This window comes from Cupriavidus malaysiensis (assembly GCF_001854325.1).
GTDB lineage: Bacteria > Pseudomonadota > Gammaproteobacteria > Burkholderiales > Burkholderiaceae > Cupriavidus > Cupriavidus malaysiensis.
On record NZ_CP017754.1, the window covers coordinates 4,272,535 to 4,298,261 of the forward strand.

Below are 25,727 nucleotides of genomic sequence, written 5' to 3' on the forward strand. Positions count from 1 at the left end.
GAGCGTGGTTGAGTAGAAAAAAGGGAACAAGACCGGCGGACCGGTCGAGTCAGGTCAGGTCAGTTCGGGTCGATTCAAGTCAGAACAGGTCGATCGGTCAAGGGCCGGATCCTCACGGATTCCAATGCACGAAGTTCCTGTACAGCTGCAGACCCATCGCGGCGCTCTTTTCCGGATGGAACTGCGTGGCAAAAATATTATCGCGCGCCACGGCACTGGTAAACACGACGCCATACTGCGTTTCGCCTGCCGTATGGGCCGGGTTGTGCGGCCGCACGTAGTAGCTGTGGACGAAATAGAACCAGCTGTCGTCCGGGATCCCCTCCCACAGCGGGTGGGCACCGACCTGCCGGACCCGGTTCCATCCCATCTGGGGAACTTTGAAGCGGGAGCCGTCCGGCTGTGTCATGCCGTCCAGCTCGAAGCGGATCACTTCGCCGGGCATCAGTCCGAGACAGGGCGTGTCGCCCTGTCCGGCGCGGCGCTCGGTACTGCTGTCGAACAGCATCTGCTCGCCCACGCACACGCCCAGCATCGGCTTGCTGGCCGCCGCCTCCAGCACGGCCTGCTGCAGGCCCGAGGCTCCCAGCGCGCCCATGCAGTCCGGCATCGCGCCCTGGCCGGGCAGCACCACCCGGTCCGCGGCGCGGATACCCTCGGGAGCATCCACCACCCGCACATCCGCTTCCGGCGCCGCGGCACGCAGTGCCTGCGCGACCGAGCGCAGGTTGCCCATGCCGTAATCCACAATTGCTATGGTAGTCATGATTTCAAAACAGGCAAAAGGGTCTTCAGCCCGTCCACAATGAATTCCACGGCCAGCGCCGACAGGATCAGGCCCATCAGGCGCGTGCCGATATTGATGCCGGTGCGGCCGATCACCCTGGAAATGGGGTCGGCCGCGCGGAATACCAGATACACCACCGCCCCCAGCACCACGCCGATGGCGACCAGCACCAGCAACTGGTACCAGTGCTGAGTCTTGCCGGCATAGACGATCACCGTGCTGATCGAGCCCGGCCCGGTCAGCAGCGGCAGCGCCAGCGGCACCACCGCCACGCTGGCCTTGGCCTCGGCCTCGTCCTCCTCCTCGGGCGTGGCCTTGGTGCGGCTGGTCTGGGCGTTGAGCATGTTCATGGCCATCATGATCATGATCAGGCCGCCACCGACCTGCAGGGACGCCACCGAGATATTGAAGAACTCGATGATCTGCTGCCCCAGCAGCGCCGACACCGCCACCACCACCGCCACCGAGATCGATGCGATCTTGATCGTGTGCAGCTTCTCGGTCTCGGACTGCTGGTCCGTCAGGCTGATGAAGAACGGGATCGCCCCGATCGGGTTGATCAGCGCCAGCAGCGAGATGAACGACTTGAGGGTATCCATCGGTTGCGTGCGGCCGGCTTGCCGGCCAATCCAGGCGCCTCGCGGCGGTTCCGCCCCCCCGGCGCGCCGGGGGGCGGTTCTGCTTACAGCGTACCCTTGGTGGACGGCACGGTGCCCGCTGCGCGCGGATCCAGTTCCACCGCCATGCGCAGCGCCCGGCCGAAGGCCTTGAACACGGTTTCGCACTGGTGGTGGGCATTGATGCCGCGCAGGTTGTCGATATGCAGCGTGACGCCGGCATGGTTGACGAAACCGCGGAAGAACTCGATGGTCAGGTCGACATCGAAGCTGCCCACGCGGGCGCGCGTGAACGGCACGTGGAATTCCAGGCCCGGGCGGCCCGAGAAATCGATCACCACGCGCGACAGGCATTCGTCCAGCGGCACATAGCTGTGCCCGTAGCGGGTGATGCCCTTCTTGTCGCCGATGGCACGTGCCACGGCCTGGCCGAGCGTGATGCCGACGTCCTCGACCGTATGGTGGTCGTCGATATGCGTATCGCCCTTGGCCTCGACCTCCAGGTCGAACATGCCATGCCGGGCGATCTGGTCCAGCATGTGGTCGAGGAAGGGCACGCCGGAGGCCAGCTTCTGGCGTCCGGTGCCGTCGAGATTGAGCGAAACGCGGATCTGCGTTTCGGAGGTATTGCGGGTGACCTCTGCAACACGCATGGTGTTAATCCTGCAACGAGGCACGGAAGGCCTCGAGAAACTGCGCGTTCTCTTCGGGGGTGCTGACCGTGACGCGCAAACAGTTGGCCAGCAACGGGTGCATTTTACCCACGTTCTTGATCAGCACCTTGCGCGCCAGCACTCGGTCGAAGATCTGTGCGCCATCGGGCACGCGCAGCAGCAGGAAATTGGCCGCGCTGGGGAAGACGGTGACCCCGGGCAGCGCCTGCAACGCCGCCACCAGGTTCGCGCGTTCCGCGCGCAACCGGGCCGCCTGCTCGTCGAGCACGGCGACATGCTCCAGCGCGAACAGCGCGGCGGCCTCGGTCAGCACATTGACGTTGTATGGCGGACGCACCTTGTCGAGCTGCGCCAGCCATTCCGGCGCGCCGGCCACGTAGCCCAGGCGGATGCCAGCCAGGCCAAGCTTGGACACGGTGCGCATCACCAGCAGGTTGCCGAAGTCCGCCAGGCGCGGCATCCAGCTCTGCTGGGCGAAGGGCTGGTAGGCCTCGTCGACCACCACCAGGCTCTGGCAGACGGCGCCGTCGGCGGCGCGCAGGATGGCCTCCATGTCGGCTTCGTCGAACAGGTTGCCGGTGGGATTGTTCGGATAAGCCAGGTAGATGATGGCGGGCTGGTGCTCGGCCATGGCCGCCAGCATGGCGTCGCGGTCGAGCGTGAAATCCGCGCGCAGCGGCACGCCGACGAAGCCCAGGCCGGCGAACTGCGCCGACATCGCGTACATGACGAAGCCCGGCACCGGCGCCAGCACCTTGGCGCCCGGCTTGGCGGCGGCCAGCGACAGCATGCTGATGATTTCGTCGGAGCCGTTGCCGAGCAGCACATCCATGCCGGCCGGCACCTGCATCACCGCCTGGAGCCTGGCGCGCAGCGCGTCGCTGCTCGGCACCGGGTAGCGGTTGAGCGCGACCTCGCCCAGGCGGGCGGACAGTTCGGCGCGCAGCGCGGGCGGCAGCAGGTAGGGGTTCTCCATGGCGTCGAGCTTCACCAGACCATGCGCGTCCGGCACGTGGTAGGCGCCCATGGCGCGCACGTCGTCACGGATGATGCGTTCGATCAGGGAAGGCTTTACGGCAGACATGGAAGGTCCTCTCGGGTGGGTTGCCGCCGCCCGGCAGGGCGGCGGCGGGTGGAATCAACTGCGCTTGATACGGTACTCGGCGCTGCGTGCGTGGGCCTGCAGCCCCTCGCCGTAGGCCAGTTCGGCGGCGATCTGGCCCAGCATCTGCGCACCGCCCTCGCTGACCTCGATCAGGCTGGAGCGCTTCTGGAAATCGTAGACGCCCAGCGGGGAAGAGAAGCGCGCGGTGCGCGAGGTCGGCAGCACGTGGTTGGGGCCGGCGCAATAGTCACCGAGCGACTCGCTGGTGAAGCGGCCTAGGAAGATGGCGCCGGCATGGCGGATCTTCTCCGCCCACTGGCGCGGATTCTCCGCGGAGATCTCCAGGTGCTCCGGCGCGATCGCGTTGGCGATCTCGCAGGCCTCGTCCATGTCGCGCACCTTGATCAGCGCGCCGCGTCCGGACAGCGAGGCGGCAATGACGTCGCGGCGCGGCATCACATCGAGCTGGCGCTGGATGCTGGCCTCCACCGCGGCGATGTAGCGGGCGTCCGGGCACAGCAGGATCGATTGCGCCAGTTCATCGTGCTCGGCCTGCGAGAACAGGTCCATGGCCACCCAGTCGGGATCGGTGGTGCCGTCGCAGATCACCAGGATCTCGGACGGCCCGGCGATCATGTCGATGCCCACCGTGCCGAACACGCGGCGCTTGGCGGCCGCGACATAGGCATTGCCCGGACCGACGATCTTGTCCACCTGCGGCAGCGTGGCGGTGCCGTAGGCCAGCGCCCCGACCGCCTGCGCGCCACCGATGGTGAACACGCGGTCGACGCCGGCGATCTGCGCGGCGGCCAGCACCAGCGGGTTGCGCACGCCGCCCGGCGTCGGCACCACCATGATCACTTCCTTGACGCCGGCCACGCGCGCGGGAATCGCGTTCATCAGCACCGACGAGGGATAGGCGGCCTTGCCGCCCGGCACGTAGAGGCCGACGCGGTCGAGCGGCGTGACCTTCTGGCCGAGCACCGTGCCGTCGGACTCGGTGTACTCCCAGCTGTGGCTGCCGCATTCGATCTTCTGCTTCTCGTGGTAGGCGCGCACGCGCGCCGCCGCCGCCTCCAGCGCCGCGCGGCGCTTGGGCTCGAGCTCGTCGAGCGCGGCTTCCAGCTCCGCCTGCGACAGTTCGAGCGCGCCCAGCGAGGCGGCCTCGACGCGGTCGAAACGCTGCGTGTATTCCAGCACCGCGGCATCGCCGCGCGCCTTCACGTCGGCCAGGATCTGCGCCGCGGCGCGGTCGATGGCTTCGTCTTCCGAAGCCTCGAACGCCAGCACCTCGCGCAACGCGGCGGCGAAGCCCGCCTCGCTCGAATCGAGCTGGCGGATCACCACGTGTTCGGTACGGTTTTCAGTCATGATGGCTATCCCCTGGGGCAAGCGGCGGCTTCAGGCCAGCGCCGCCGAGGCCCGTTCGAATGCGTCGAGAATCGGCGTGAGCCGCTCGCGCTTGAGCTTGAGCGCGGCCTGGTTGACCACCAGCCGCGACGAAATCTGCACGATCTCCTCCACCTCGACGAGGTTGTTGGCGCGCAGCGTGCCGCCGGTGCTGACCAGGTCGACGATGGCGTCGGCCAGGCCCACCAGCGGACCCAGTTCCATCGAGCCGTAGAGCTTGATCAGGTCGACGTGCACGCCCTTCTTGGCGAAGTGCTCGCGCGCGGTCTGCACGTACTTGGTGGCGACCGCCAGGCGCGCGCCCTGGTGCACGGCACTGGCATAGTCGAAACCGGCCGGCACCGCCACCGACATGCGGCACTTGGCGATATTGAGGTCGATCGGTGCATAGAGGCCCGCCATGCCGTGCTCCATCAGCACGTCCTTGCCGGCCACGCCGAAATCGGCGGCACCGTACTGCACGTAGGTCGGCACGTCGGAGGCGCGCACGATGATGACGCGCACGTCCGGATCCGTGGTCGGCAGGATCAGCTTGCGCGACGTCTCCGGATTCTCGGTGACGCGGATGCCTGCAGCCTCCAGCAGCGGCATCGTCTCGGTGAAGATGCGGCCCTTGGACAGAGCCAGCGTCAGCTGGTTGGCGGGGCGGATGGCGAGATTCATGGGTGTCCTCGGGATACTCAGGCGATGCGGCGGATCTTGGCGCCCACCGCCGACAGCTTGTCTTCGATGCGGTCGTAACCGCGGTCCAGATGATAGATACGGTCGATGACGGTCTCGCCTTCGGCCACCAGCCCGGCGATCACCAGGCTGGCCGAAGCGCGCAGGTCGGTGGCCATCACCTTGGCACCGGACAGGCGCGGCACGCCGGTCACCACCGCCGTATTGCCCTCCACCGAGATATTCGCACCCAGCCGGCTCAGTTCCTGCACATGCATGAAGCGGTTCTCGAAGATGGTCTCGGTGACGCGCGACGTACCTTCGGCGACTGCGTCCAGGGCCATGAACTGCGCCTGCATGTCGGTCGGGAAGGCCGGGTACTCCGAGGTACGGAAGCTGACCGCGCGCGGGCGCTGCGGCATCGCCAGGCGGATCCAGTCCTCGCCGCTGTCGATGCGCGCGCCGGCTTCGCGCAGCTTGTCCAGCACCGCGTCGAGAATGGCCGGGCTGATGCCGCGCAGCGTCAGGTCGCCGAGCGTGGCGGCAGCCGCGCACAGGAAGGTGCCGGCCTCGATGCGGTCGGCAACCACGTCATGGCTGGCGCCGTGCAGGCGCTCGACGCCCCGCACCACCAGCCGGTCGGTGCCGATGCCCTCGATCTGCGCGCCCATCTTGACCAGCAGGCGGGCCAGGTCGGTCACCTCGGGCTCGCGCGCGGCGTTCTCCAGCACGGTCTCGCCGTCGGCCAGCGTGGCGGCCATCAGCAGGTTCTCGGTGCCGGTCACGGTGATCATGTCGGTCACCACGCGTGCGCCCTTGAGGCGCTTGGCACGGGCATGGATAAAGCCATGCTCGATGGCGATCTCAGCCCCCATCGCCTGCAGGCCCTTGATGTGCTGGTCCACCGGCCGCGCCCCGATGGCGCAGCCGCCGGGCAGCGACACGCGCGCCTCGCCGAAGCGGGCCACCAGCGGCCCCAGCACCAGGATGGAGGCGCGCATGGTCTTGACCAGCTCGTAGGGTGCCTCGGGCCGGTTGACGCCGCTGCCGTCCAGCGTGACGGCGTGGCCGTCCTGCTCGGCCTTCATGCCCATCTGGCGCAGCAGCTTCAGCGTGGTGCGCACGTCCTGCAGGTCGGGCACGTTGCCCAGCGAGACCGTGTCGGCGCAGAGCAGCCCCGCGCACAGGATCGGCAGCGCGGCGTTCTTGGCCCCGGAGACGCGGATCTCACCGCGCAGCGGGCCGTTGCCCTGGATCTCAAGTTTGTCCATGTTCCGTCGTTTGGTGGAAGGCCGGCGGGCCGGCAAGGGACGCTCGCGCTGCGGCGGCACATGCCGCCCCGTCGCTCCGCCCTGCGTGCCCGCGCTTCCGGTTGCTCTTACTTGCCGTCGGCCGCCTGCCATTCGGCGGGCGTCAGGGTCTTCATCGACAGCGCGTGGATCTCGGCCTTCATGCGGTCGCCCAGCGCCGCGTAGACGCGCTGGTGCCGCTGGATGAGGCGCTTGCCCTCGAACTCCCCGCTGACGATGGTGGCGAAGAAGTGCTGACCGTCGCCCTCCACCTGCAGGTGTTCGCATGGCAGACCTTGGGCGATATAGTCCCTGACTTGTTCCGGTGTAGGCAGCATGTCTTTCTCTTTGTTTCGTCTCGTTACGTCTGATCGCTTGGCTTGCGGTATAGGAATCGGCAGCGGCGCGGGGGAGCGCCTCAGCCTCAATGCCGCAGCTTGTAGCCCGACTTCAGCAGCCGCAGCGCCAGCGCCGCCAGCACCAGGAAGGCGGTGCCGACCACGGCCAGGCTGAAGACCGGGTCGGCGTCGGACACGCCGAAGAAGCCATAGCGGAAGCCGTCGATCATGTAGAAGAACGGGTTCGCATGCGACACCCCTTGCCAGAAGGGGGGCAGCGAGTGGATGGAATAGAACACGCCGGACAGGAAGGTGGCCGGCATGATCAGGAAGTTCTGGAACGCCGCGAGCTGGTCGAATTTCTCCGCCCAGATGCCGGCGATCAGGCCGAGCGTGCCGAGGATGGCGGCGCCCAGCACGGCAAAGGCCAGGATCCAGCCCAGGTGGGCGAAATTCAGGTGCGCGAACCAGGCGGTGACCAGCAGCACGCCGAGCCCGACCGACAGGCCCCGCACCACGGACGCCAGCACGTAGGCACTGAACATCTCCCAGTGCGACAGCGGCGGCAGCAGCACGAACACCAGGTTGCCGGTGATCTTGGACTGGATCAGCGAGGACGAACTGTTGGCGAAGGCGTTCTGCAGCACGCTCATCATTACCAGGCCGGGCACCAGGAAGGCCGTATAGCTGATCTGGTCGTAGACCTTGACGCGGTCTTCCAGCACGTGACCGAAGATCAGCAGGTAAAGGATGGCCGTCAGCACGGGCGCGGCCACGGTCTGGAAGCTGACCTTCCAGAAACGCAGCACTTCCTTGTAGAACAGCGTGCGGAAACCCACCAGGCCGCCGGGCGCCGAGACGGCGGCCGGCAGGCGGCGCGCGGCGTCGCTCACGTCGAATTCCACGGGCGCCTTCATGCTGCCACCTCCATTGCGGACGCCCCCTGGGCGCCGGGCATGTCGGCCTCGCGGCGCATGATCTGGACAAACACGTCTTCCAGGTCGGCCTTGTTGATTTCCATGTCTTCGATCTCGCAGCCGGCCTCGCGGCAAGCCGCCAGGATGGGTTCCACCGCCGCATAGCCCGACAGGCGCAGGCGCACGCCGCGCTCGCCAGGGTTGGCGGGCATGCGCAGCGCCTCGAGCTCCTGTGGCAGCGTGCCGCTGGCCAGCGTCAGCTGGAGCTGCAGGCCGGCGAACTGGGTCAGCAGGTTGCTGGTGCGGTCCAGCGCCACCACCTCGCCGAACTTGAGCATGGCGATGCGGTCGCACAGCGCCTCGGCTTCTTCCAGGTAGTGGGTGGTCAGGATCACCGTGTGGCCCTCGCGATTGAGCCGCGCGATGAACTTCCACAGCGTCTGGCGCAACTCCACGTCGACGCCGGCGGTCGGCTCGTCGAGCACGATCACCGGCGGGCGGTGCACCAGGGCCTGGGCCACCAGCACGCGGCGCTTCATGCCACCGGAGAGCTGGCGCATATTGGCATCGGCCTTGTTGGTCAGGTCCAGGTTGGCCATCACCTCGTCGATCCAGTCGTCATTGCGCGTCAGGCCGAAATAGCCGGACTGCAGGCGCAGGGTCTCGCGCACGGTGAAGAAGGGGTCGAACACCAGTTCCTGCGGGACCACGCCCAGCATGCGGCGCGCCATGCGGTAGTCGGACACCACATCGTGCCCGAGCACGCTGACGCTGCCCGAGTCGGCGCGGTTCAGGCCCGCGAGGATCGAGATCAGCGTCGTCTTGCCTGCGCCGTTGGGACCGAGCAGGCCGAAGAATTCGCCCTGCTCGACGGAGAAGCTGACGCCCTTGAGCGCCTGCAGGTTGCGGTAGCGCTTGCGAACGTCGGTGAGTTCGATGGCTTTCATGGCCGGGTACTGTGGGGCTGGCAGGCTCTGCGGAGCCGGCCGGCCGGGACTGGGCGGGACTGCCGCCGGCATCGGTCGCGCGCGTCTGGCGCGCAACGGGCGAACAACCGGGAATTATAGGGGATGCGGGCGAAGTCCCGCTTTGGACGAGGCGCGCGGCCGGAACCGGCACCCGGGCATCGCACTGGCGGCCGATGCGTCGGTCCGCCACGGATGCCGGGTCAATGTCGGTGGCTGGCGTAGAAGCCGGCGGCACCCGCCGGGATGCCCAGCAGGCCGTCGACGCCGTAGACCTCTGCCAGTGCGGCCAGCTGGCGTGGCACGCCGACGAAAGCCAGCGCCTGGCCACGCGCGTCGGCGGCCCGGCGCAAGGCCAGCAGTACCGCGACAGCGGCCGAATCCACCTGCGCCAGCGCGGCGCAATCGACCTGCGCCTCGCCCTGCGCCAGGCGCGACAGACCGTCACGCAGCACGGCGGCGGCGTTGCGGTTGGTCAGCGAGGTACCGAGCGAGAGCATGCGGAGGGTGTCGGGTATTGTGAACCGCCGCCCATGGCGTCATGGCGCGGCGTTGACGGGTCATTGTAGCAGCTTGGCAGCGGCGTGCTGCACCGCAACCAGAATGTGGCGGAACCGGGTTCCGAAGCCGGCCTGCCCTCTCCCGCTCAACTCTTGGCGTTGGCCAGCTGGCGGTTGCGGTCCTGCAGCGTCTTGATGACACCGTCGATGCCCTGCTGGCCGACGATGGTGTTGAAGCTGCCCTTGTAGGCCTCGGTCAGCCAGGCGCCCAGCACGTTGATGTCATAGACCTTCCAGCCTTGCGGCGTCTTTTCGAGGCGGTAGTCGAGCTGCATCGGCTCGCCCTTGTTGATCACCTGGGTGCGGATGGTGGCGTCGGTGTCGTCGGGCGCACCACGGTAGGGACGGAACTGCACGGTCTGGTCGCGGATCTGGGCGATCGCACCGGCGTAGGTACGGATCAGCAGCGTCTTGAACTCATCGATGATCACCTTCTGCTGCTCGGGCGTGGCCTTGGACCAGTTGCGGCCCATGGCGATCTGGGTCGTCCTCTGGAAATTGGCGTTGGGCAAGATCTTCTGCTCGACCAGCGAGGTGATCTTGTTGATATTGCCCGCCTGCATGTCCTTGTCGGCCTTGACGGTGCTCATCACGTCGCCCACGACGGCCTTGACCAGCCCGTCGGGTGTCGAAGCATCCTGCGTCTGGGCATGCGCAGCGCCGCTGAAGGCGAAAACGGTCACGAGGGGAAGCAAGAGTCGCTTGATCATTGGGTTTCCTTGTCTATCGTGGAGGCGGATCGTCGCCGGCACCCGGTGCCTGGCAGCGAGCCCCGCGAACGGGGCTGGCGCAGATCCACCTTTTACTATTGGAACACGGGCCGCTGGCGGGAGTTCAGGCCAGCCGTGCCGGATGCGCCATATCTAATAACTTGTTGCAGTGCTCACAGGCTGCTCACGCTGCCGCGCAGCCGGCGCTAGTGGCCACTAGCCCGCTAGCGGCCGATGCGCAGGCTCGGCACGGTAGGCGTGACCGGCAGGGTCTGCCCCTCGGGCTGCGGGCCTGCGGGCGCGGACGCGCCCTGGTTGCCTGACTGGTCCTTATCCTTGTCCTCGTCGCGCGCCGGCGGGTTGCCGTCATAGATCTGGTATTCGCGCCGCTGCAGATAGGCATCGCGCAAGAACGAGTAGCGGTCCAGCGCAGCCTGTTCGAGCAGGTTGGACACGCCCAGCAGTTGCGCGCGGGTGTTGACCAGGCGCAGGCCCGTGAGCGAGTTGCGCAGCCAGATCGGATGCAGGTAGGCCGACGGATCCATGTAGCGGTCGACCAGCATGCCGGCGGTGTCGCGCACGGTACTCGGCCCGAACACCGGGAGTACCAGGTAGGGGCCGGCCGGCACGCCCCACACCCCCAGGGTCTGGCCGAAGTCTTCCTTGTACTTCGGCAGGCCGGCCGGGGTGGCGATGTCGATCAGCCCGCCGATGCCCAGCGTGCTGTTGAAGATCACGCGCAGGCTATCCTCGACCGCCCGCGTAGGCTTGCCCTGCAGCAGGTTGTTGGCGGCCGAGTAAACGTCGCCGATATTGGAGAAGAAGTTGCTGACCGCGGTCTGCACCGGGGATGGCAGCACGAAGTCGTAAGCCTGGGCGACCGGCTTCATCACGTACTTGTCGACTTCGTCGTTGACACGCAGGACGCCGCGGTTGAGCGGCTCCAGCGGGTCCTTGGGATTGGCGTCCGGGCCGGTGGCACAGCCAGCCGTCAGGGCCAAGGCGGTCGCGCAGGCGGCGAGACCGGCGCGCCGCGGGATCGAAAGCGTCCGATTCATTTCGCACCTCCCGCTGCCGGCAGGGCGGCAGCGCTGCTGCTGCCGCTGCTGCCATTGCCACTGCCGGCGCCGGCGTCAGCGGCCTTGTTGTAAAGAAACTGCCCGATCAGGTTCTCCAGCACCACGGCCGACTGCGTCATGGTGATGCGCGAACCATCCGCCAGCATGGCGGTATCGCCGCCCGGCTCGAGGCCGATGTACTGTTCGCCCAGCAGGCCCGAGGTCAGGATCTTGGCCGAGGTGTCCTTGGGAAACTGGAAGCGCTTGTCCAGCTTGAGCAGGGCTGTGGCCTGGTAGGTCTTGTCGTCGAAGCTGATGTCCGCCACGCGGCCTACCACCACGCCGGCGCTCTTGACCGGCGCACGCACCTTCAGGCCGCCGATATTGTCGAAGCGCGCCTGCACCGAATAGGTTTCCTGGAAGGAAAAGGAGCTCATGTTCCCTGCCTTCAGCGCCAGGAACAGCAGGGCCAGGAAGCCCACCACCACGAACAGCCCCACCCAGAAGTCGAGTGCGTTTCTTTTCATCTGTGTCTCTTTTCAAGCGCCGTATGCCTGCCAGGCGCGCCGATGGCGGCGCGGCCTAGCTGAACATCAGCGCGGTCAGCAGGAAATCCAGTCCCAGCACCGCCAGCGATGCGATCACCACGGTGCGCGTGGTCGCGCGCGACACCCCCTCGGGTGTCGGCTTGGCCTCAAAGCCCTGGTACAGCGCGATGAAGGTCACGGCGATGCCGAAGATCACGCTCTTGATCACGCCGTTGAGCACGTCCGCGCGCACGTCCACCCCGTTCTGCATCTGCGACCAGAAGGCGCCGGCGTCGACGCCGATCATCTGCACGCCGACCAGGTAGCCGCCCAGGATGCCGACCGCGCTGAAGATCGCGGCCAGCACCGGCATCGCCACCACGCCGGCCCAGAAGCGGGGCGCGATCACGCGTTGCAGCGGATTGATGGCCATCATTTCCATTGCCGTGAGCTGTTCGCCGGCTTTCATCAGGCCGATCTCAGCCGTCAGCGAGGTGCCCGCACGCCCGGCGAACAGCAGGGCGGTGACCACCGGACCGAGTTCGCGCACCAGCGACAGCGCCACCAACAGCCCGAGCGCCTGCTCGGAGCCGTAGCGATTCAGCGTGTAGTAGCCCTGCAGTCCGAGCACGAAGCCGACGAACAGCCCGGACACGGCGATGATCACCAGCGACAGGTTGCCGACAAAGAAGATCTGGTCCGACACCAGTCGGAAGCGCTTGAACAGCGGCGGCGACAGCACCAGCACGGAGAAGAACATGCGTGTGGCATGGCCGACGCCGACCACGCCCAGGCGCACCGCAGCGCCGATCGCGCTGAAGAAACCGATCACTGCACCGATCATGCCCGCCCGTCTCCCAGCGCGAAGTCCTCGGCCAGCGGCGGCCCGGGATAATGGAAAGGCACCGGACCGTCCGGCTCGGCCAGCACGAACTGCCGCACGAACGGGTCATCGGAGGCCCGCAACGCCTCCGGCTCGCCCTCGGCGGCAATGCGACCGTTGGCGATGAAATAGACGTAGTCGGCGATCTGGAAGGTCTCGTTGACGTCGTGGGAGACGATGATGGTGGTAGCCCCCAGCGCGTCGTTGAGGCTGCGGATCAGGCGCGCGGTCAGGCCGAGCGAGATCGGATCGAGCCCGGCGAACGGCTCGTCGTACATCAGCAGCGCCGGATCGAGCGCGATGGCCCGCGCCAGCGCCACCCGCCGCGCCATGCCGCCCGAGATCTGCGACGGCATCAGGTCGCGCGCGCCGCGCAGGCCGACCGCATTGAGCTTCATCAGGACCAGGTCGCGAATCATCGGCTCGGGCAGGTCGGAATGCTCGCGCAGCGGAAAAGCGACGTTGTCGAAAACGGACAGGTCGGTGAACAGCGCGCCGAACTGGAACAGCATGCCCATCTGCCTGCGCACGGCGTACAGGTCCTTCTGGCCCAGGGTGCCGAGATCGGCACCGTCGAAACTGACCTGGCCGCACTGTGCCCGCACCTGCCCGCCGATCAGGCGCAGCACGGTGGTCTTGCCGCAGCCCGAGCCCCCCATCACCGCAACCACTTTACCGCGCGGGAAACGCATGGTCAGGCCGGACAGGATGGGCTTGGCGCCTGGCGCGTAGGCGAAGTCGACCGCCTCTAGCTCGACGAGGTTTTGCGCTTTATCGATCACATTGGCACCGCATTGGACAGTGCCGCATTATAAGGGCTTGTCCGGATAGCTGCCGTGCGTATGTGGCGCAATACCCATCGGAAATCGGTGAAACAATGTGTGCAGGCGCAGGCGCACCCGCCAGCAGTCGGCAGCCGGCCGACAGCCAGCATCAGGGGCTGCCTTGTCCGCCGGCCTCGCGCAGGATGGCCTGCCACTGCAACTGGTCGGTCCGGATGGCGGTGGCGAAGGCATCCGGCACATCGCTCATCGGCGTCAGCCCGGCCGCCTGCAGGCGCTCGCGCACTTCGCGCTCGGCCATCACCGCGGCAAGTTCCGCGGCCAGGCGCGCCACGATGGCGTGCGGCGTCTTGGCCGGCGCGAGCACGCCGAACCAGGCTGCGGCGGAATAACCGTCCAGCCCGGCCTCTTGCAACGTGGGGACGGCCGGCGCCAGTGGCGAGCGCTTCAAGCCGGTGACGCCGAGCAGGCGCAGCGCACCGTTGCGGACGTGTGCCTGCACCGCCCCATAGGAGCAGAAGCAGGCGCTGATGCGGCCGGCCAGCATCTCCTGCACCACGGCCCCCTCCCCCTTTGCCGTGACCAGGGGCACGCCGTTGCGCAGACCCAGCACGGTGTACTCGGCATACAGGTGTGCAGGCGTGCCCGGCTGGCCGGAGCCGTAGCTGTAAGCGGCGGGATTGGTCCGCACCGCCGTCATCCACTGCTGCACCGTGCGCACCGGCAAGTGCGCGCCGACGGCGAGGAAAAGCGGCATGGTGGCCACCCGCGCCACCGGGGTGAAATCGCGCTGCACATCGTAGGGGACGGGCTCCAGGCCTGGCTGGATCAGCATATTGGCCTGGTGGAACAACAGGGTATGACCGTCGGAGCTGGACTTGGCGACCAGGTCGCCGGCCAGGGTACCGGCCGAACCGGGGCGATTGTCGACGTCGACGGGAACACCCAGGCGGGCGCTCAGGCGCTCGGCCAGCAAGCGCGCCACCGCATCGGCGACGCCACCGGCGGGAAACGGCGCGATCAGGCGGATCGGCCGCGCGGGGTAGCTGATCTGCCTTGGCGCCGAGGCGGGCTGGGCTCCCGGCGCGGACAGGGCGAAGGCGGTAAGGGCGAACCCCAGGACCTTGCCGGCGAGGTAGGCGCCTGCTCGCGCTGGGGTGACGGAAAACCACAACTGCGCCCTACCTCGCCAAAGCCGCGCCAACATGCGTACTTCGGACATCTATTCCTCCCGGGCGCCGTGGATGGTGGCAGCCAATTGGGGTCGAGTGGGAAGCGTTAGCGAGGCAGTCTTTATCGTTGTGCATGGCATTGTACGGACCACCCCCGAGGCGGCACAGACCACGTAAACCATAGCCGGGAGAACCCTGTAGCAACACCTGCCGGGCCAGCAGAGAAGATGGCAGCGGCACACAACTCCAGGGAATGCCGGCCATCGCTGCCTATAATGCCGGGATGTCCGAATTCCTCCTCCGACCCATGCAGGTCGCCGACCTGCCCGGCGTTCTGGCGGTGCAGGCGCAATGCTACGGCAACATGCTGCTGGAATCCGAGGCGGCGCTGGCCAGCAGGCTGGCCCTGTCGCCCGCCACCTGCTGGGTCGCCCAAGCCGGCAACGAGCCCGCCGCCGGCGCTCCGCTGGCGGCCTACCTGTTCACCCATGCGTGGCCACGCAGCACGCTGCCGACGCTCGACGGCGTGCTTCCCGCTGCCGTGCCGGCTGCCGCGGCTGCGGTGGCCGGCCTGACGTGGTTCGTGCACGACATGGCGGTGGCGCCGACCGGACGTGGCGGCGGGCTGGCGCAACGGCTCTACCGGGCCGCGCAGGCGACCGCGCTGCAGGCCGGCCTGCACCATTCACGGCTGATCGCCGTGCAGGCAGCCGGCGCCTGGTGGCAGCGCCTGGGCTACCGGCCGCTGGATGCGGCGCAGACAGCGCCGTTCGCAGCCAAGCTGGCCGGCTATGGCGCCGGCGCCGTCATCATGGAGTGCGCACTGGCGGCGGCACCCGCCTGAGCGGCACGCGGCCCCAAAGAAAAAACCCGCCCGGCTGGCGCGGGGCGGGTTGGGTGCAGCGGCAGCGCAGGCGTCAGCGCGGCAGTTCCGAGTGCCCCATCAGGAAGGCGTCGACCGAGCGCGCGGCCTGGCGGCCTTCGCGGATCGCCCACACCACCAGGGACTGGCCGCGACGCACGTCGCCGGCGGCGAACACCTTGGCCACATTGGTCTGGTAGGCCCGCTCGCCTTCGGTGGCGGCCTTGGCGTTCTTGCGTGCGTCGGTGTCGACGCCGAACGCTTCCAGCATCGAGCCCACCGGGTTGGTGAAACCCATTGCCAGCAGCACCAGGTCGGCCTTCAGGGTGAACTCGCTGCCCGGCACTTCCTGCATCTTGCCGTCCTTCCACTCGACGCGGCAGGCCTTCAGGCCGGTCACCTTGCCGTTCTCGCCGATCAGTTCCTTGGTGGCCACCGACCAGTCGCGCTCGCAGCCCTCTTCGTGCGACGACGAGGTGCGCAGCTTGATCGGCCAGTACGGCCATACGAGCGGCTTGTTTTCTTCTTCCGGCGGCTGGGGCAGCAGTTCGAACTGGGTCACCGAGGTGGCGCCGTGGCGGTTCGAGGTGCCGACGCAGTCGGAACCGGTGTCGCCACCGCCGATCACGATCACGTGCTTGCCTTCGGCGCGGATCTCGTTGGCACCGTCGCCGGCCACTTCCTTGTTCTGCGGGATCAGGAATTCCAGCGCGTAGTGCACGCCGGACAGGTCACGGCCCGGCACCGGCAGGTCGCGCGGCACTTCCGAGCCGCCGGCCAGCACCACGGCGTCGAACTGCTCCATCAGGGCCTTGGCCGAGATGGTCTCGCGCGCATAGTTCTTGATTCCCGCCGGCAGTGCGCCGTCGGTCACCATCACGCCCGCGCGGAAGGTCACGCCTTCGGCCTGCATCTGCTCGATGCGGCGGTCGATCAGCGACTTCTCCATCTTGAAGTCGGGGATGCCGTAGCGCAGCAGGCCGCCGATGCGGTCGTTCTTCTCGAACACCGTGACGTCATGGCCGGCACGTGCCAGTTGCTGCGCGGCAGCCAGGCCGGCGGGCCCCGAACCGACCACGGCGACGGTCTTGCCGGTCTTGTGCTTGGGCGCCTGCGGCGCGACCCAGCCCTCTTCCCAGGCCTTGTCGATGATGGCGTGCTCGATCGACTTGATGCCCACCGGCAGCTCGTTGATGCCGAGCGTGCAGGCGGCCTCGCACGGTGCCGGGCAGATGCGGCCGGTGAATTCGGGGAAATTGTTGGTCTGGTGCAGCACTTCGATCGCCGACTTCCAGTCCTGGCGGTACACCAGGTCGTTGAAGTCGGGAATGATGTTGTTGACCGGGCAGCCGTTGTTGCAGAACGGAATGCCGCAGTCCATGCAGCGCGCGCCCTGGATCTTCGCTTCGCTGTCGGACAGCGCGAAGACGAATTCCTTGTAGTGCTTCACGCGCTTGACTACGGATTCGTAGCCTTCGTTCTGGCGCGGAAATTCGAGAAAGCCAGTCGCCTTACCCATGTTGCGTCCTTGGTCTTGCTGCGCGGCGCCGGCGCATCGGCCGGCCCCGCTATGAGGTCAGTATCTGGTCGGATCCGCGGCGCAGCGCGCCGCGGTCCGTGCTGGTCGGAGAGCCCGCTTCAGGCAGCGATCGCTTCGCGGCCGCTGTCCTTGGCTTCCTGCTCCTTGGCATACATCTCGCCCAGCGCGCGCTTGTACTCGGTCGGGAAGACCTTGACGAACTTGCGGCGCGCGGTGGTCCAGTCGGCCAGCAGCGCCTTGGCGCGTTCGGAGCCGGTGAAGCGGAAGTGCTGCTCGATCAGCTGGCGCAGGATGACTTCGTCCACCTGGCGCTCGCCACCGACCTTGTGCCAGGTGGCAGGCGACTGGCCCTTCTCCTGGTCGGCCGCGGCCAGCACCGCTTCCAGCGCCACCATCGAGGTGTTGCAGCGCTTGTCGAACAGGCCGTCCTCGTCGTAGACGTAGGCCACGCCGCCCGACATGCCAGCCGCGAAGTTGCGGCCGGTGCCGCCCAGCACAACCACGGTACCGCCGGTCATGTACTCGCAGCCATGGTCGCCGGTGCCTTCCACCACGGCCATCGCGCCGGAGTTGCGCACCGCGAAGCGCTCGCCGGCCACGCCGTTGAAGAAGGCCTCGCCGGCGATGGCGCCGTACAGCACGGTGTTGCCGACGATGATGTTGCGGGTCGGGTCGCCGCGGAACTCGTGCGGGGCACGCACGATCACGCGGCCGCCCGACAGGCCCTTGCCCACGTAGTCATTGCCGTCGCCCACCAGGTCCAGCGTGATGCCGTGCGCCAGGAACGCCCCGAACGACTGGCCGGCGGTGCCCTGCAGCTGGATGTGGATGGTGTCGTCAGGCAGGCCTTCATGGCCGTACTGCTTGGCCACCACGCCCGACAGCATCGCGCCCACGGTGCGGTTGACGTTCTTCACCGGCTGGATGAAGGACACGCGCTCGCCCTTGTCGATGGCGGGGCGGGCCTTGGCGATCAGTACGTGGTCGAGCGCCTTGCCGGCTTCGGCCGAGAGGCCGTGATCCTGCACGTCGGTATGGTAACGCGGCACTTCCGGCGCCAGCGACACCTGGTGGAAGATGCGTGCGAAGTCCAGGCCGCGCGCCTTCCAGTGTTCGACGCCGGCACGGGTGTCGAGCAGGTCGGCACGGCCGATCAGCTCGTCGAAGGTGCGGATGCCCAGCTGGGCCATCAGCTCGCGCGCTTCCTCGGCGACGAAGAAGAAGAAATTGACGACGTGCTCGGGCTTGCCCTGGAATTTCTTGCGCAGCACCGGATCCTGCGTCGCCACGCCCACCGGGCAGGTGTTCAGGTGGCATTTGCGCATCATGATGCAGCCCTCCGCGACCAGAGGCGCGGTGGCGAAGCCGAACTCGTCCGCGCCCAGCAGCGCGCCGATCACGACGTCGCGGCCGGTCTTCATCTGGCCGTCGGCCTGCACGCGGATGCGGTTGCGCAGGCCGTTCAGCAGCAGCGTCTGCTGCGTCTCGGCAAGGCCCAGTTCCCACGGCGTGCCGGCGTGCTTGATCGACGACCACGGCGAAGCACCGGTGCCGCCGTCATGGCCGGCGATCACCACGTGGTCGGCCTTGGCCTTGGCCACGCCGGCCGCCACGGTGCCCACGCCCACTTCCGACACCAGCTTGACCGAGATGTCCGAGACCGGATTGACGTTCTTCAGGTCATGGATCAGCTGCGCCAGATCTTCGATCGAGTAGATGTCGTGGTGCGGCGGCGGCGAGATCAGGCCGACACCCGGCACCGAGTAGCGCAGCTTGCCGATGTAGTCGGACACCTTGTGGCCGGGCAGCTGGCCGCCTTCGCCGGGCTTGGCACCCTGCGCCATCTTGATCTGGATCTGGTCGGCCGAGGCCAGGTACTCGGCGGTGACGCCGAAGCGGCCCGAGGCGACCTGCTTGATCCTGGAACGCAGCGAGTCACCGGCCTGCAGTTCCAGGTCGCGCTCGATCACGTTGTCGCCCAGCAGGCCCTTCAGGGTGTCGCCCTGCTTGATGGGGATGCCGCGCAGTTCATTGCGATAGCGCTTCTCGTCCTCGCCGCCTTCGCCGGTGTTGGACTTGCCGCCGATGCGGTTCATCGCCAGCGCCAGCGTGGTGTGGGCCTCGGTCGAGATCGAGCCCAGCGACATGGCACCGGTGGCGAAGCGCTTGACGATTTCCTTGGCCGGCTCGACTTCCTCCAGCGGAATCGCCTTGGCCGGGTCGACCTTGAACTCGAACAGGCCGCGCAGCGTCATGTGGCGGCGGCTCTGGTCGTTGATCAGGTTGGCGTATTCCTTGTAGGTCTGGTAGGCACCCTTGCCGTCGTTGGCGCGCACCGAGTGCTGCAGCTTGGCGATGGAGTCCGGGGTCCACATATGCTCTTCGCCGCGGATGCGGAAGGCGTACTCGCCGCCCGCGTCCAGCATGTTCGCCAGCACGGGGCTGTCGCCGAAGGCGTCGCGATGCAGGCGCAGCGCTTCCTCGGCCACCTCGAAGATGCCGATGCCCTCGACATTGGAGGGGGTGCCGTGGAAATACTTCTGCACCAGTTCGCGCGACAGGCCGATGGCTTCGAAGATCTGCGCGCCGGTGTACGACATGTAGGTGGAGATGCCCATCTTGGACATCACCTTGTGCAGGCCCTTGCCGATCGCCTTGACGAAGTTCTTGATCGCCTTCTCGGGCGACAGGTCGCCGGACAGGCCCGTGGCCATGTCGGCCAGGGTTTCCATCGCCAGGTAGGGGTGCACGGCTTCAGCGCCGTAGCCGGCCAGCAGGGCAAAGTGGTGCACTTCGCGTGCCGAGCCGGTTTCCACCACCAGGCCGGTGGAGGTGCGCAGGCCCTTTTCCACCAGGTGGTGGTGGATGGCCGAGGTGGCCAGCAGCGCGGGGATCGCCACCTGCTCGGTGTCGACGCGGCGGTCCGACACGATCAGGATGTTGTAGCCCGAACGCACGGCATCCACGGCCTCCGCGCACAGCGAGGCCAGGCGCGCCTCGATGCCTTCCTTGCCCCAGGCCTTCGGATAGCAGATGTTCAGTTCGTACGAACGGAACTTGCCGCCGGTGTAGTGCTCGATGTTGCGGATCTTGGCGATGTCCTTGAAGTCCAGCACCGGCTGGGACACTTCGAGACGCATCGGCGGGTTGATGTTGTTCAGCTCGAGCAGGTTGGGCTTGGGACCGATGAAGGACACCAGCGACATCACCATGTTCTCGCGGATCGGATCGATCGGCGGGTTGGTGACCTGCGCGAACAGCTGCTTGAAGTAGTGGTACAGCGTCTTGTTCTTCGACGACAGCACGGCCAGCGGGCTGTCGTTGCCCATCGAGCCGGTGGCTTCCTCGCCGGATACTGCCATCGGCGCCATCAGGAACTTGACGTCTTCCTGGGTGTAGCCGAAGGCCTGCTGGCGGTCCAGCAGCTTGGCGGCCGGCTTCTTCTCGGCGGCCACGTCCTCGGGCTTGGCGTCCAGCTCATCGAGCTTGATGCGCACGGCATCGATCCAGCTCTTGTAGGGCTTGGCGTTGGCCAGGTTGTCCTTGAGCTCCTTGTCGTCGATGATGCGGCCCTGCTCCATGTCGATCAGGAACATCTTGCCCGGCTGCAGGCGCCACTTCTGCACGATGCGCGACTCGGGGAAGGGCAGCACGCCGGCTTCCGAGGCCAGCACGACGAAATCGTCCTCGGTCACGTAGAAACGCGCGGGACGCAGGCCGTTGCGGTCCAGCGTGGCGCCGATCTGGCGGCCGTCGGTGAAGCAGATGGCGGCGGGGCCGTCCCACGGCTCCATCATGGCGGCGTGGTATTCGTAGAAGGCGCGACGGTTGTCGTCCATCAGCGTGTGCTGTTCCCAGGCTTCCGGGATCATCATCATCATCGCGTGGACGAGCGGGTAGCCGGCCATCGTCAGCAGTTCGAGGCAGTTGTCGAACGAGGCGGTGTCGGACTGGCCCGGGTAGATCAGCGGCCACAGCTTGGGCAGGTCGTCGCCGAGCACCGGCGAGGAGATCGCGCCGGTACGGGCGTTGATCCAGTTGACGTTGCCCTTGACGGTGTTGATTTCACCGTTGTGGGCGACCATGCGGTACGGGTGGGCCAGTTCCCAGGCGGGGAAGGTGTTGGTCGAGAAGCGCTGGTGCACCAGGGCCAGGGCCGACACGGCGCGTGCATCCTGCAGGTCCAGGTAGTACTCGCCGACCTGGTTGGCCAGCAGCAGGCCCTTGTACACGACCGTGCGCGCCGACATCGACGGCACGAAGTACTCCTTGCCGTGCTTGAGCTTGAGCGCCTGGATGGCGTGGCTGGCCGTCTTGCGGATCACGTAGAGCTTACGCTCCAGCGCATCCGTGGTCATGATGTCGCGGCCACGGCCGATGAAGATCTGGCGGATCACCGGCTCCGTCGTGCGCACGGTCGGCGACATCGGCATGTTGATGTCGACCGGCACGTCGCGCCAGCCCAGCACCACCTGGCCTTCCAGGCGCACGGTGCGCTCGAGCTCCTGCTCGCAGGCCAGGCGCGAGGCGTGCTCCTTCGGCAGGAAGATCATGCCGACGCCATATTCGCCGGCCGGCGGCAGGGTCACGCCCTGCTTGGCCATCTCTTCGCGGTAGTAGGTATCCGGGATCTGGATCAGGATGCCCGCACCGTCGCCCATCAGCGCATCGGCGCCGACCGCGCCCCGGTGGTCGAGGTTCTCCAGGATCTTCAGGCCCTGCTGGATGATCTCGTGGCTCTTCTTGCCCTTGATGTGCGCGACCATGCCGACGCCGCAGGCGTCGTGCTCGTTGCTCGGGTCGTACATGCCCTGCGCCTGCGGGCGGAGGTCGATGGCGGAGGAAGACTCGCTGGCCTGCGCTTGGGCCGAAGAAGTGTGCAATTGGTCCACGGGCTGGATTCCGGTGAGGGCTGCGCAGCCAGCAAGGCAGACCGAAACGGGACCGTGCGCTGCCTTCTGTCCTGCGCCCGGGAAACCGGCCGGCGGAGAGGCAGCGATCTACGGACCGCAGCGGCGTACACGAGCGTGACGCGCCGCACAATGACTGTGGGTTGAGCAACTATAAGAGAATCGCGCAAGCATCGCAAAAAAATTAAATGGGGTCAGATACCATTTAATCTCGCACCACTTTCGTCATGGGTTTTAAATGGGGACAGATTAATGCCCCACGGCGGTGCCTAGTGCAGTGCCTGGTGCTTCCTCCCCACCCTCGAGCATGGTGGAACGGCGCGGCCTCCCCTTGGGCAGTGGCTGGATACGCCGTGGCGCATATCGCTCCAGCTGTGCCAGGAAGGCGGCGTCGCCAAGTGGCCAGCCACTGTGGGCGTGCTGGCGCAGCGTGGCGAGCTGGCTGCCCGACAGACCTTCGGCGCTCAGTGCTCGATAGTTGGACTGCCGCTCGAAGGGTGTATTGCCCAGGCTCCAGTAGGCAGAGTGATCGCTTACAAAGGCACTGGCCTCGATGCCGGCATGGTGCCGGTAGCTGCTCCAACGATCGACTTCCGGCGACGCGGCTTCGCCGGCTCGCACGGCATTGCCCTCGACGTAGAGCATGGCCTGCAGCATCCAAACCGTCGGGTCGAATACCGCTGAGCGGAAGCGCCCTTCCCACAGCGTGCCGCTGCGACCGGCGGCCCGGTTGAAGTGGCGGGCGTAGCGGCGGCCGACCGCCTGCATGGCCAGGCTCAGCGAGTCGGCCTGGCGCGGCGTGGCGACGAGATGGACGTGGTTGGGGCGCAGCGCATAGGCATGGACGGCCAGATCGTGCTCGCGCGCGGCCATGCGCAGGCAGTCGAGGTAGTGCAGGTAGTCGTCGGCGACGAGGAAGACGGGTTGACGGTTGTTGCCGCGCTGCAACACCAGGGCCGGCTGGCCGGCGGGAGAAAAACGGGGGAGTCGTGCCATGGGAGTTCAAGCGGATGCCATGGCGCCATCATAGCCTGATCCGTCCCCATTTTCCCGCCACCGTCCGGGTGGCGGGGCCGTGGCGGGCTCAATGCAGGCTCATGCCCCTTCGGCGACGGCGAAGATACGCCGGTGCTCGCGGATCGCATAGCGATCGGTCATGCCGGCGATGTAGTGGGCGACCAGGCGCGCCTGGTCGCCGCCGGGCCCGGCCTGGTACTGCGGCGGCAGCAGGCGCGGATCGTCGAGGAAGGCGCCGAACAGGTCGCTGACGATGCGCTGGGCCTTGGCCGACATGCGCATGACCTGGTAGTGGCGGTACAGATGGCGGAACAGGAAGCGCTTGAGCGCCGCCGCCTCGTCCTGCATCGGCTTGCTGAAGGCGACCAGCGGCCCGGCCGCGCGCACCGCGTCGATGCTGGCCGGCGCCTGCGCAGCGATGTTGCGGCTGGTGGTCTCGATCAGGTCGACGATCAGCGTATTGATCATGCGCCGCACCGTCTCGTTGATCAGCCGGCGACCGTTGATGCCGGGGAACAGCGCGGCAGCCTCGGCCCGGTGCCTGGTCCACATCGGCACTTCGTCGAGCTGGTCCAGCGTCAGCAGGCCCGAGCGCAGGCCATCGTCGATATCGTGGTTGTTGTAGGCGATCTCGTCGGCGAGGTTGGCCAGCTGCGCCTCCAGCGAGGGCTGCGTGCCCTCCAGGAAGCGCCGGCCCAGTTCGCCTAGCGCGGCGGCGTTGACGCGCGAGCAATGCTTGAGAATGCCTTCCCGCGTCTCGAAGGTCAGGTTCAAGCCGTTGAAGCCACCGTAGCGCTCCTCCAGCTCGTCCACCACCAGCAGGCTCTGCAGGTTGTGCTCGAAGCCTCCGTGGTTCTTCATGCAGGCGTTCAGCGCATCCTGCCCGGCGTGGCCAAAGGGGGTATGCCCCAGGTCGTGCGCCAGCGAGATGGCCTCGACCAGATCCTCGTTGAGCCGCAGGTTGCGCGCGATCGAACGGGCGATCTGCGCCACCTCCAGGCTGTGCGTCAGCCGGGTGCGGAACAGGTCGCCTTCGTGGTTGACGAAGACCTGGGTCTTGTACTCGAGGCGGCGGAAGGCGGTGCTGTGGATGACCCGGTCGCGGTCGCGCTGGAATTCGCTGCGCGAGGACGATGCGGGTTCGATGTGGACCCGCCCGCGGCTGCGCAGCGAGCGGGCGGCATAGGGGGCAAGGTGGCTTTCAAGGTCGGTCATGCGGCAATCCGGGGGTCCATTGAGGGGATCTCGGGCTGCGAGGCATCACCGTCCGTTCAGGCGACGGTCGCCTCTGCGGGAGGTTTCAGTATCGCGTGCTGCAGCGTGGCGTGCAGGTCCGCGTCGGGCACGGTGGTGATGAAGGCATCGCCCAGCTTCTTCAGCAGGATGAACTTGATGCTGCCGGCCTCGGCCTTCTTGTCCACCTTCATCAGTTCGATGTAGCGCTCGGTACCGAGTTCCGGCGCCACCGACGGCAGCATCGCCGCCTCGACCAGCCGGCGCAGGCGCGCACGCGTCTGCACATCGATGAAGCCCAGGCGCAGAGACAGGTCGGCCGCCATCACCATGCCGCAGCCGACAGCCTCGCCGTGCAGCCACTCGCCGTAGCCGAGACCCGCCTCGATGGCGTGGCCGAAGGTGTGGCCGAAGTTCAGGATGGCGCGCAGTCCACCTTCGCGCTCATCTTGCGCCACCACATTTGCCTTGATCTCGCAGGAGCGCTGCACCGCCAGCGCCATCAGTTCGGGATCGCAGGTGTTCAGCGCCTGGATATGCTGCTCGATCCACTCGAAGTAGCCCGCATCGGCAATCGCGCCGTGTTTGATCACCTCGGCCATGCCCGCGGCCAGCTCGCGCGGAGGCAGGGTCTGCAGCGCCTCGATGTCGGCGATCACCGCGCGCGGCTGGTGGAAGGCGCCGATCATGTTCTTGCCGAGGGGATGGTTGATGCCGGTCTTGCCGCCCACCGAGGAATCGACCTGGGCCAGCAGCGTGGTGGGCATCTGCACGAAGGGCACGCCGCGCATGTAGCAGGCCGCGGCAAAGCCGGTCATGTCACCCACCACCCCGCCGCCGAGCGCCACCAGCGTGGTCTTGCGGTCGGCACCAGCGCGCAGCAGCGCGTCGAAGATCAGGTTGAGCGTTTCCCAGTTCTTGAAGGCCTCGCCATCCGGCAGCGTGACGACGCGCACGGTCTTGCCCAGCGAAGCCAGCGCCGCCTCGACGCGCGCCGCATACAGCGGCCCGACGGTCTCGTTGGTGACGATGACGGCGTGCTGGCCGCGCACGTGAGGCTGGAGCAGGTCGGCCCGGCCAAGCAGGCCGCCGCCGATATGGATGGGATAGCTGCGCTCTCCCAGGGAGACTTCAAGCGTGATCATGGGGTCGTGTGTGGCGCCGGACCGGCCGGCACATCGTCGCCGGCAACGTGGAAGCCGGCCATTTCAAGTTGCATCAAGACCATATTAGCAAGCTGCGCGACAGAAGGCTTGCCGGTCTCGATGATGAAGTGGGCCACTTCGCGATAGAGGGGGTCGCGCGCGGTGTACAAGGCTTCGAGCCGCCCCTTGGGATCCTCGGTCTGCAGCAGCGGGCGATTGCGGTCGTGGCGGGTGCGCAGCCACAGGTCGTGCGGACTGGCGCGCAGGTAGACCACGGTGCCGCGCGCATGCAGCAGGGCGCGGTTCTCCGGACGCAGCACCGCGCCACCGCCGGTCGCCAGCACGATGCCGCTGCGCTGCGTCAGCTCGTCGATCATCTGGGCCTCGCGCTCGCGGAAGCCCGCCTCGCCTTCGTGCTCGAAAATCACGGGGATACGCACGCCGCAGCGCGCTTCGATCTCATGGTCGGAATCGAAGAACGGATAATCCAGGCGCCGGGCCACGGCGCGGCCGACGGTGGTCTTGCCGGCGCCCATCAGGCCGACGAAAAAGAGATTCGGGCGGGA

Annotated in this window: 24 protein-coding genes; 1 reads left to right on the forward strand and 23 read right to left on the reverse strand. The window is 67.2% G+C overall.

Annotation, left to right across the window (positions count from 1 at the left end):
• Nucleotides 1-112: 112 nt before the first annotated feature.
• From hisH to BKK80_RS19445, 17 genes are all read right to left on the reverse strand, one after another.
• Complete coding sequence (gene hisH, locus BKK80_RS19365) at nucleotides 113-766, reverse strand: imidazole glycerol phosphate synthase subunit HisH (protein ID WP_071070542.1); 654 nt, start codon at nucleotides 764-766, stop codon at nucleotides 113-115.
• On the reverse strand, nucleotides 763-1,386 hold the full coding sequence (locus BKK80_RS19370; RefSeq protein WP_071010027.1) for a YchE family NAAT transporter: 624 nt from the start codon (nucleotides 1,384-1,386) through the stop codon (nucleotides 763-765). The genes hisH and BKK80_RS19370 overlap by 4 nt, the downstream gene beginning before the upstream one ends.
• Before the next feature lie 83 nt (nucleotides 1,387-1,469).
• A complete protein-coding gene (gene hisB / locus BKK80_RS19375) occupies nucleotides 1,470-2,057 on the reverse strand; it encodes an imidazoleglycerol-phosphate dehydratase HisB (protein WP_071010029.1) in 588 nt (195 codons plus the stop codon).
• Nucleotides 2,058-2,061: 4 nt separating this feature from the next.
• On the reverse strand, nucleotides 2,062-3,162 hold the full coding sequence (gene hisC / locus BKK80_RS19380) for a histidinol-phosphate transaminase (protein ID WP_071010030.1): 1,101 nt from the start codon (nucleotides 3,160-3,162) through the stop codon (nucleotides 2,062-2,064).
• Between the two features lie 54 nt (nucleotides 3,163-3,216).
• Nucleotides 3,217-4,554: a histidinol dehydrogenase gene (gene hisD / locus BKK80_RS19385; RefSeq protein WP_071010032.1), complete on the reverse strand. Its 1,338-nt coding sequence runs from the start codon at nucleotides 4,552-4,554 to the stop codon at nucleotides 3,217-3,219.
• A gap of 30 nt (nucleotides 4,555-4,584) precedes the next feature.
• Nucleotides 4,585-5,256: an ATP phosphoribosyltransferase gene (hisG, locus tag BKK80_RS19390; protein ID WP_071010034.1), complete on the reverse strand. Its 672-nt coding sequence runs from the start codon at nucleotides 5,254-5,256 to the stop codon at nucleotides 4,585-4,587.
• 17 nt (nucleotides 5,257-5,273) lie between these two features.
• Entirely contained in the window at nucleotides 5,274-6,524 is a 1,251-nt protein-coding gene (gene murA / locus BKK80_RS19395) for a UDP-N-acetylglucosamine 1-carboxyvinyltransferase (protein ID WP_071010036.1), read from the reverse strand.
• A gap of 107 nt (nucleotides 6,525-6,631) precedes the next feature.
• Entirely contained in the window at nucleotides 6,632-6,880 is a 249-nt protein-coding gene (locus BKK80_RS19400) for a BolA family protein (protein ID WP_071010038.1), read from the reverse strand.
• A gap of 86 nt (nucleotides 6,881-6,966) precedes the next feature.
• Complete coding sequence (locus BKK80_RS19405; protein WP_071010039.1) at nucleotides 6,967-7,797, reverse strand: ABC transporter permease; 831 nt, start codon at nucleotides 7,795-7,797, stop codon at nucleotides 6,967-6,969.
• Entirely contained in the window at nucleotides 7,794-8,744 is a 951-nt protein-coding gene (locus tag BKK80_RS19410) for an ABC transporter ATP-binding protein (RefSeq protein ID WP_071010041.1), read from the reverse strand. The genes BKK80_RS19405 and BKK80_RS19410 overlap by 4 nt, the downstream gene beginning before the upstream one ends.
• 221 nt (nucleotides 8,745-8,965) lie before the next feature.
• The gene (locus tag BKK80_RS19415; RefSeq protein ID WP_071070544.1) at nucleotides 8,966-9,262 is read right to left on the reverse strand and encodes an STAS domain-containing protein; all 297 of its coding nucleotides are present in this window, start codon (nucleotides 9,260-9,262) and stop codon (nucleotides 8,966-8,968) included.
• A gap of 146 nt (nucleotides 9,263-9,408) precedes the next feature.
• Entirely contained in the window at nucleotides 9,409-10,032 is a 624-nt protein-coding gene (locus BKK80_RS19420) for an MlaC/ttg2D family ABC transporter substrate-binding protein (protein WP_071010045.1), read from the reverse strand.
• Between the two features lie 224 nt (nucleotides 10,033-10,256).
• Nucleotides 10,257-11,090, reverse strand: a complete 834-nt coding sequence (locus tag BKK80_RS19425; RefSeq protein ID WP_071037814.1) for an MlaA family lipoprotein — start codon at nucleotides 11,088-11,090, stop codon at nucleotides 10,257-10,259.
• Nucleotides 11,087-11,617: an outer membrane lipid asymmetry maintenance protein MlaD gene (mlaD, locus tag BKK80_RS19430; protein ID WP_071037813.1), complete on the reverse strand. Its 531-nt coding sequence runs from the start codon at nucleotides 11,615-11,617 to the stop codon at nucleotides 11,087-11,089. The genes BKK80_RS19425 and mlaD overlap by 4 nt, the downstream gene beginning before the upstream one ends.
• A 55-nt stretch (nucleotides 11,618-11,672) precedes the next feature.
• On the reverse strand, nucleotides 11,673-12,449 hold the full coding sequence (gene mlaE / locus BKK80_RS19435) for a lipid asymmetry maintenance ABC transporter permease subunit MlaE (RefSeq protein WP_071015859.1): 777 nt from the start codon (nucleotides 12,447-12,449) through the stop codon (nucleotides 11,673-11,675).
• Nucleotides 12,450-12,457: 8 nt separating this feature from the next.
• Nucleotides 12,458-13,282: an ABC transporter ATP-binding protein gene (locus tag BKK80_RS19440; protein WP_071010052.1), complete on the reverse strand. Its 825-nt coding sequence runs from the start codon at nucleotides 13,280-13,282 to the stop codon at nucleotides 12,458-12,460.
• A gap of 151 nt (nucleotides 13,283-13,433) precedes the next feature.
• Entirely contained in the window at nucleotides 13,434-14,456 is a 1,023-nt protein-coding gene (locus BKK80_RS19445; protein WP_418235871.1) for a Bug family tripartite tricarboxylate transporter substrate binding protein, read from the reverse strand.
• 281 nt (nucleotides 14,457-14,737) lie between these two features.
• Between BKK80_RS19445 and BKK80_RS19450 the strand changes: the two genes are divergently transcribed.
• On the forward strand, nucleotides 14,738-15,298 hold the full coding sequence (locus BKK80_RS19450) for a GNAT family N-acetyltransferase (RefSeq protein ID WP_071015861.1): 561 nt from the start codon (nucleotides 14,738-14,740) through the stop codon (nucleotides 15,296-15,298).
• A 73-nt stretch (nucleotides 15,299-15,371) separates the two neighbouring features.
• Here the strand turns inward: BKK80_RS19450 and BKK80_RS19455 are convergent, their stop codons facing one another.
• From BKK80_RS19455 to BKK80_RS19480, 6 genes are all read right to left on the reverse strand, one after another.
• On the reverse strand, nucleotides 15,372-16,835 hold the full coding sequence (locus BKK80_RS19455; RefSeq protein ID WP_071010056.1) for a glutamate synthase subunit beta: 1,464 nt from the start codon (nucleotides 16,833-16,835) through the stop codon (nucleotides 15,372-15,374).
• A 119-nt stretch (nucleotides 16,836-16,954) separates the two neighbouring features.
• Nucleotides 16,955-21,664, reverse strand: coding sequence for a glutamate synthase-related protein (locus tag BKK80_RS19460; protein ID WP_231908067.1), 4,710 nt, complete (start codon nucleotides 21,662-21,664; stop codon nucleotides 16,955-16,957).
• A gap of 351 nt (nucleotides 21,665-22,015) precedes the next feature.
• Nucleotides 22,016-22,762: a transposase gene (locus BKK80_RS19465; RefSeq protein ID WP_071070548.1), complete on the reverse strand. Its 747-nt coding sequence runs from the start codon at nucleotides 22,760-22,762 to the stop codon at nucleotides 22,016-22,018.
• 99 nt (nucleotides 22,763-22,861) lie between these two features.
• Complete coding sequence (locus tag BKK80_RS19470) at nucleotides 22,862-23,998, reverse strand: deoxyguanosinetriphosphate triphosphohydrolase (protein WP_071010061.1); 1,137 nt, start codon at nucleotides 23,996-23,998, stop codon at nucleotides 22,862-22,864.
• 56 nt (nucleotides 23,999-24,054) lie between these two features.
• Nucleotides 24,055-25,161, reverse strand: coding sequence for a 3-dehydroquinate synthase (gene aroB / locus BKK80_RS19475; RefSeq protein WP_071070550.1), 1,107 nt, complete (start codon nucleotides 25,159-25,161; stop codon nucleotides 24,055-24,057).
• The gene (locus tag BKK80_RS19480; RefSeq protein ID WP_071010064.1) at nucleotides 25,158-25,697 is read right to left on the reverse strand and encodes a shikimate kinase; all 540 of its coding nucleotides are present in this window, start codon (nucleotides 25,695-25,697) and stop codon (nucleotides 25,158-25,160) included. The genes aroB and BKK80_RS19480 overlap by 4 nt, the downstream gene beginning before the upstream one ends.
• Nucleotides 25,698-25,727 lie beyond the last annotated feature (30 nt).

Excerpts from the sequence above, each read along its gene's own strand:
- BKK80_RS19405 (WP_071010039.1), bottom strand. The coding sequence starts at position 7,797 with ATGAAGGCGCCCGTGGAATTCGACGTGAGCGACGCCGCGCGCCGCCTG.
- aroB (WP_071070550.1), bottom strand. The coding sequence starts at position 25,161 with ATGATCACGCTTGAAGTCTCCCTGGGAGAGCGCAGCTATCCCATCCAT.
- hisH (WP_071070542.1), bottom strand. The coding sequence starts at position 766 with ATGACTACCATAGCAATTGTGGATTACGGCATGGGCAACCTGCGCTCG.
- BKK80_RS19465 (WP_071070548.1), bottom strand. The coding sequence starts at position 22,762 with ATGGCACGACTCCCCCGTTTTTCTCCCGCCGGCCAGCCGGCCCTGGTG.
- BKK80_RS19450 (WP_071015861.1), top strand. The coding sequence starts at position 14,738 with ATGTCCGAATTCCTCCTCCGACCCATGCAGGTCGCCGACCTGCCCGGC.
- hisD (WP_071010032.1), bottom strand. The coding sequence starts at position 4,554 with ATGACTGAAAACCGTACCGAACACGTGGTGATCCGCCAGCTCGATTCG.
- murA (WP_071010036.1), bottom strand. The coding sequence starts at position 6,524 with ATGGACAAACTTGAGATCCAGGGCAACGGCCCGCTGCGCGGTGAGATC.
- BKK80_RS19415 (WP_071070544.1), bottom strand. The coding sequence starts at position 9,262 with ATGCTCTCGCTCGGTACCTCGCTGACCAACCGCAACGCCGCCGCCGTG.
- BKK80_RS19400 (WP_071010038.1), bottom strand. The coding sequence starts at position 6,880 with ATGCTGCCTACACCGGAACAAGTCAGGGACTATATCGCCCAAGGTCTG.
- BKK80_RS19455 (WP_071010056.1), bottom strand. The coding sequence starts at position 16,835 with ATGGGTAAGGCGACTGGCTTTCTCGAATTTCCGCGCCAGAACGAAGGC.
- BKK80_RS19425 (WP_071037814.1), bottom strand. The coding sequence starts at position 11,090 with ATGAATCGGACGCTTTCGATCCCGCGGCGCGCCGGTCTCGCCGCCTGC.
- BKK80_RS19470 (WP_071010061.1), bottom strand. The coding sequence starts at position 23,998 with ATGACCGACCTTGAAAGCCACCTTGCCCCCTATGCCGCCCGCTCGCTG.
- BKK80_RS19420 (WP_071010045.1), bottom strand. The coding sequence starts at position 10,032 with ATGATCAAGCGACTCTTGCTTCCCCTCGTGACCGTTTTCGCCTTCAGC.
- BKK80_RS19370 (WP_071010027.1), bottom strand. The coding sequence starts at position 1,386 with ATGGATACCCTCAAGTCGTTCATCTCGCTGCTGGCGCTGATCAACCCG.
- mlaD (WP_071037813.1), bottom strand. The coding sequence starts at position 11,617 with ATGAAAAGAAACGCACTCGACTTCTGGGTGGGGCTGTTCGTGGTGGTG.
- BKK80_RS19480 (WP_071010064.1), bottom strand. The coding sequence starts at position 25,697 with ATGGGCGCCGGCAAGACCACCGTCGGCCGCGCCGTGGCCCGGCGCCTG.
- BKK80_RS19460 (WP_231908067.1), bottom strand. The coding sequence starts at position 21,664 with ATGTACGACCCGAGCAACGAGCACGACGCCTGCGGCGTCGGCATGGTC.
- hisC (WP_071010030.1), bottom strand. The coding sequence starts at position 3,162 with ATGTCTGCCGTAAAGCCTTCCCTGATCGAACGCATCATCCGTGACGAC.
- hisG (WP_071010034.1), bottom strand. The coding sequence starts at position 5,256 with ATGAATCTCGCCATCCGCCCCGCCAACCAGCTGACGCTGGCTCTGTCC.
- hisB (WP_071010029.1), bottom strand. The coding sequence starts at position 2,057 with ATGCGTGTTGCAGAGGTCACCCGCAATACCTCCGAAACGCAGATCCGC.
- BKK80_RS19410 (WP_071010041.1), bottom strand. The coding sequence starts at position 8,744 with ATGAAAGCCATCGAACTCACCGACGTTCGCAAGCGCTACCGCAACCTG.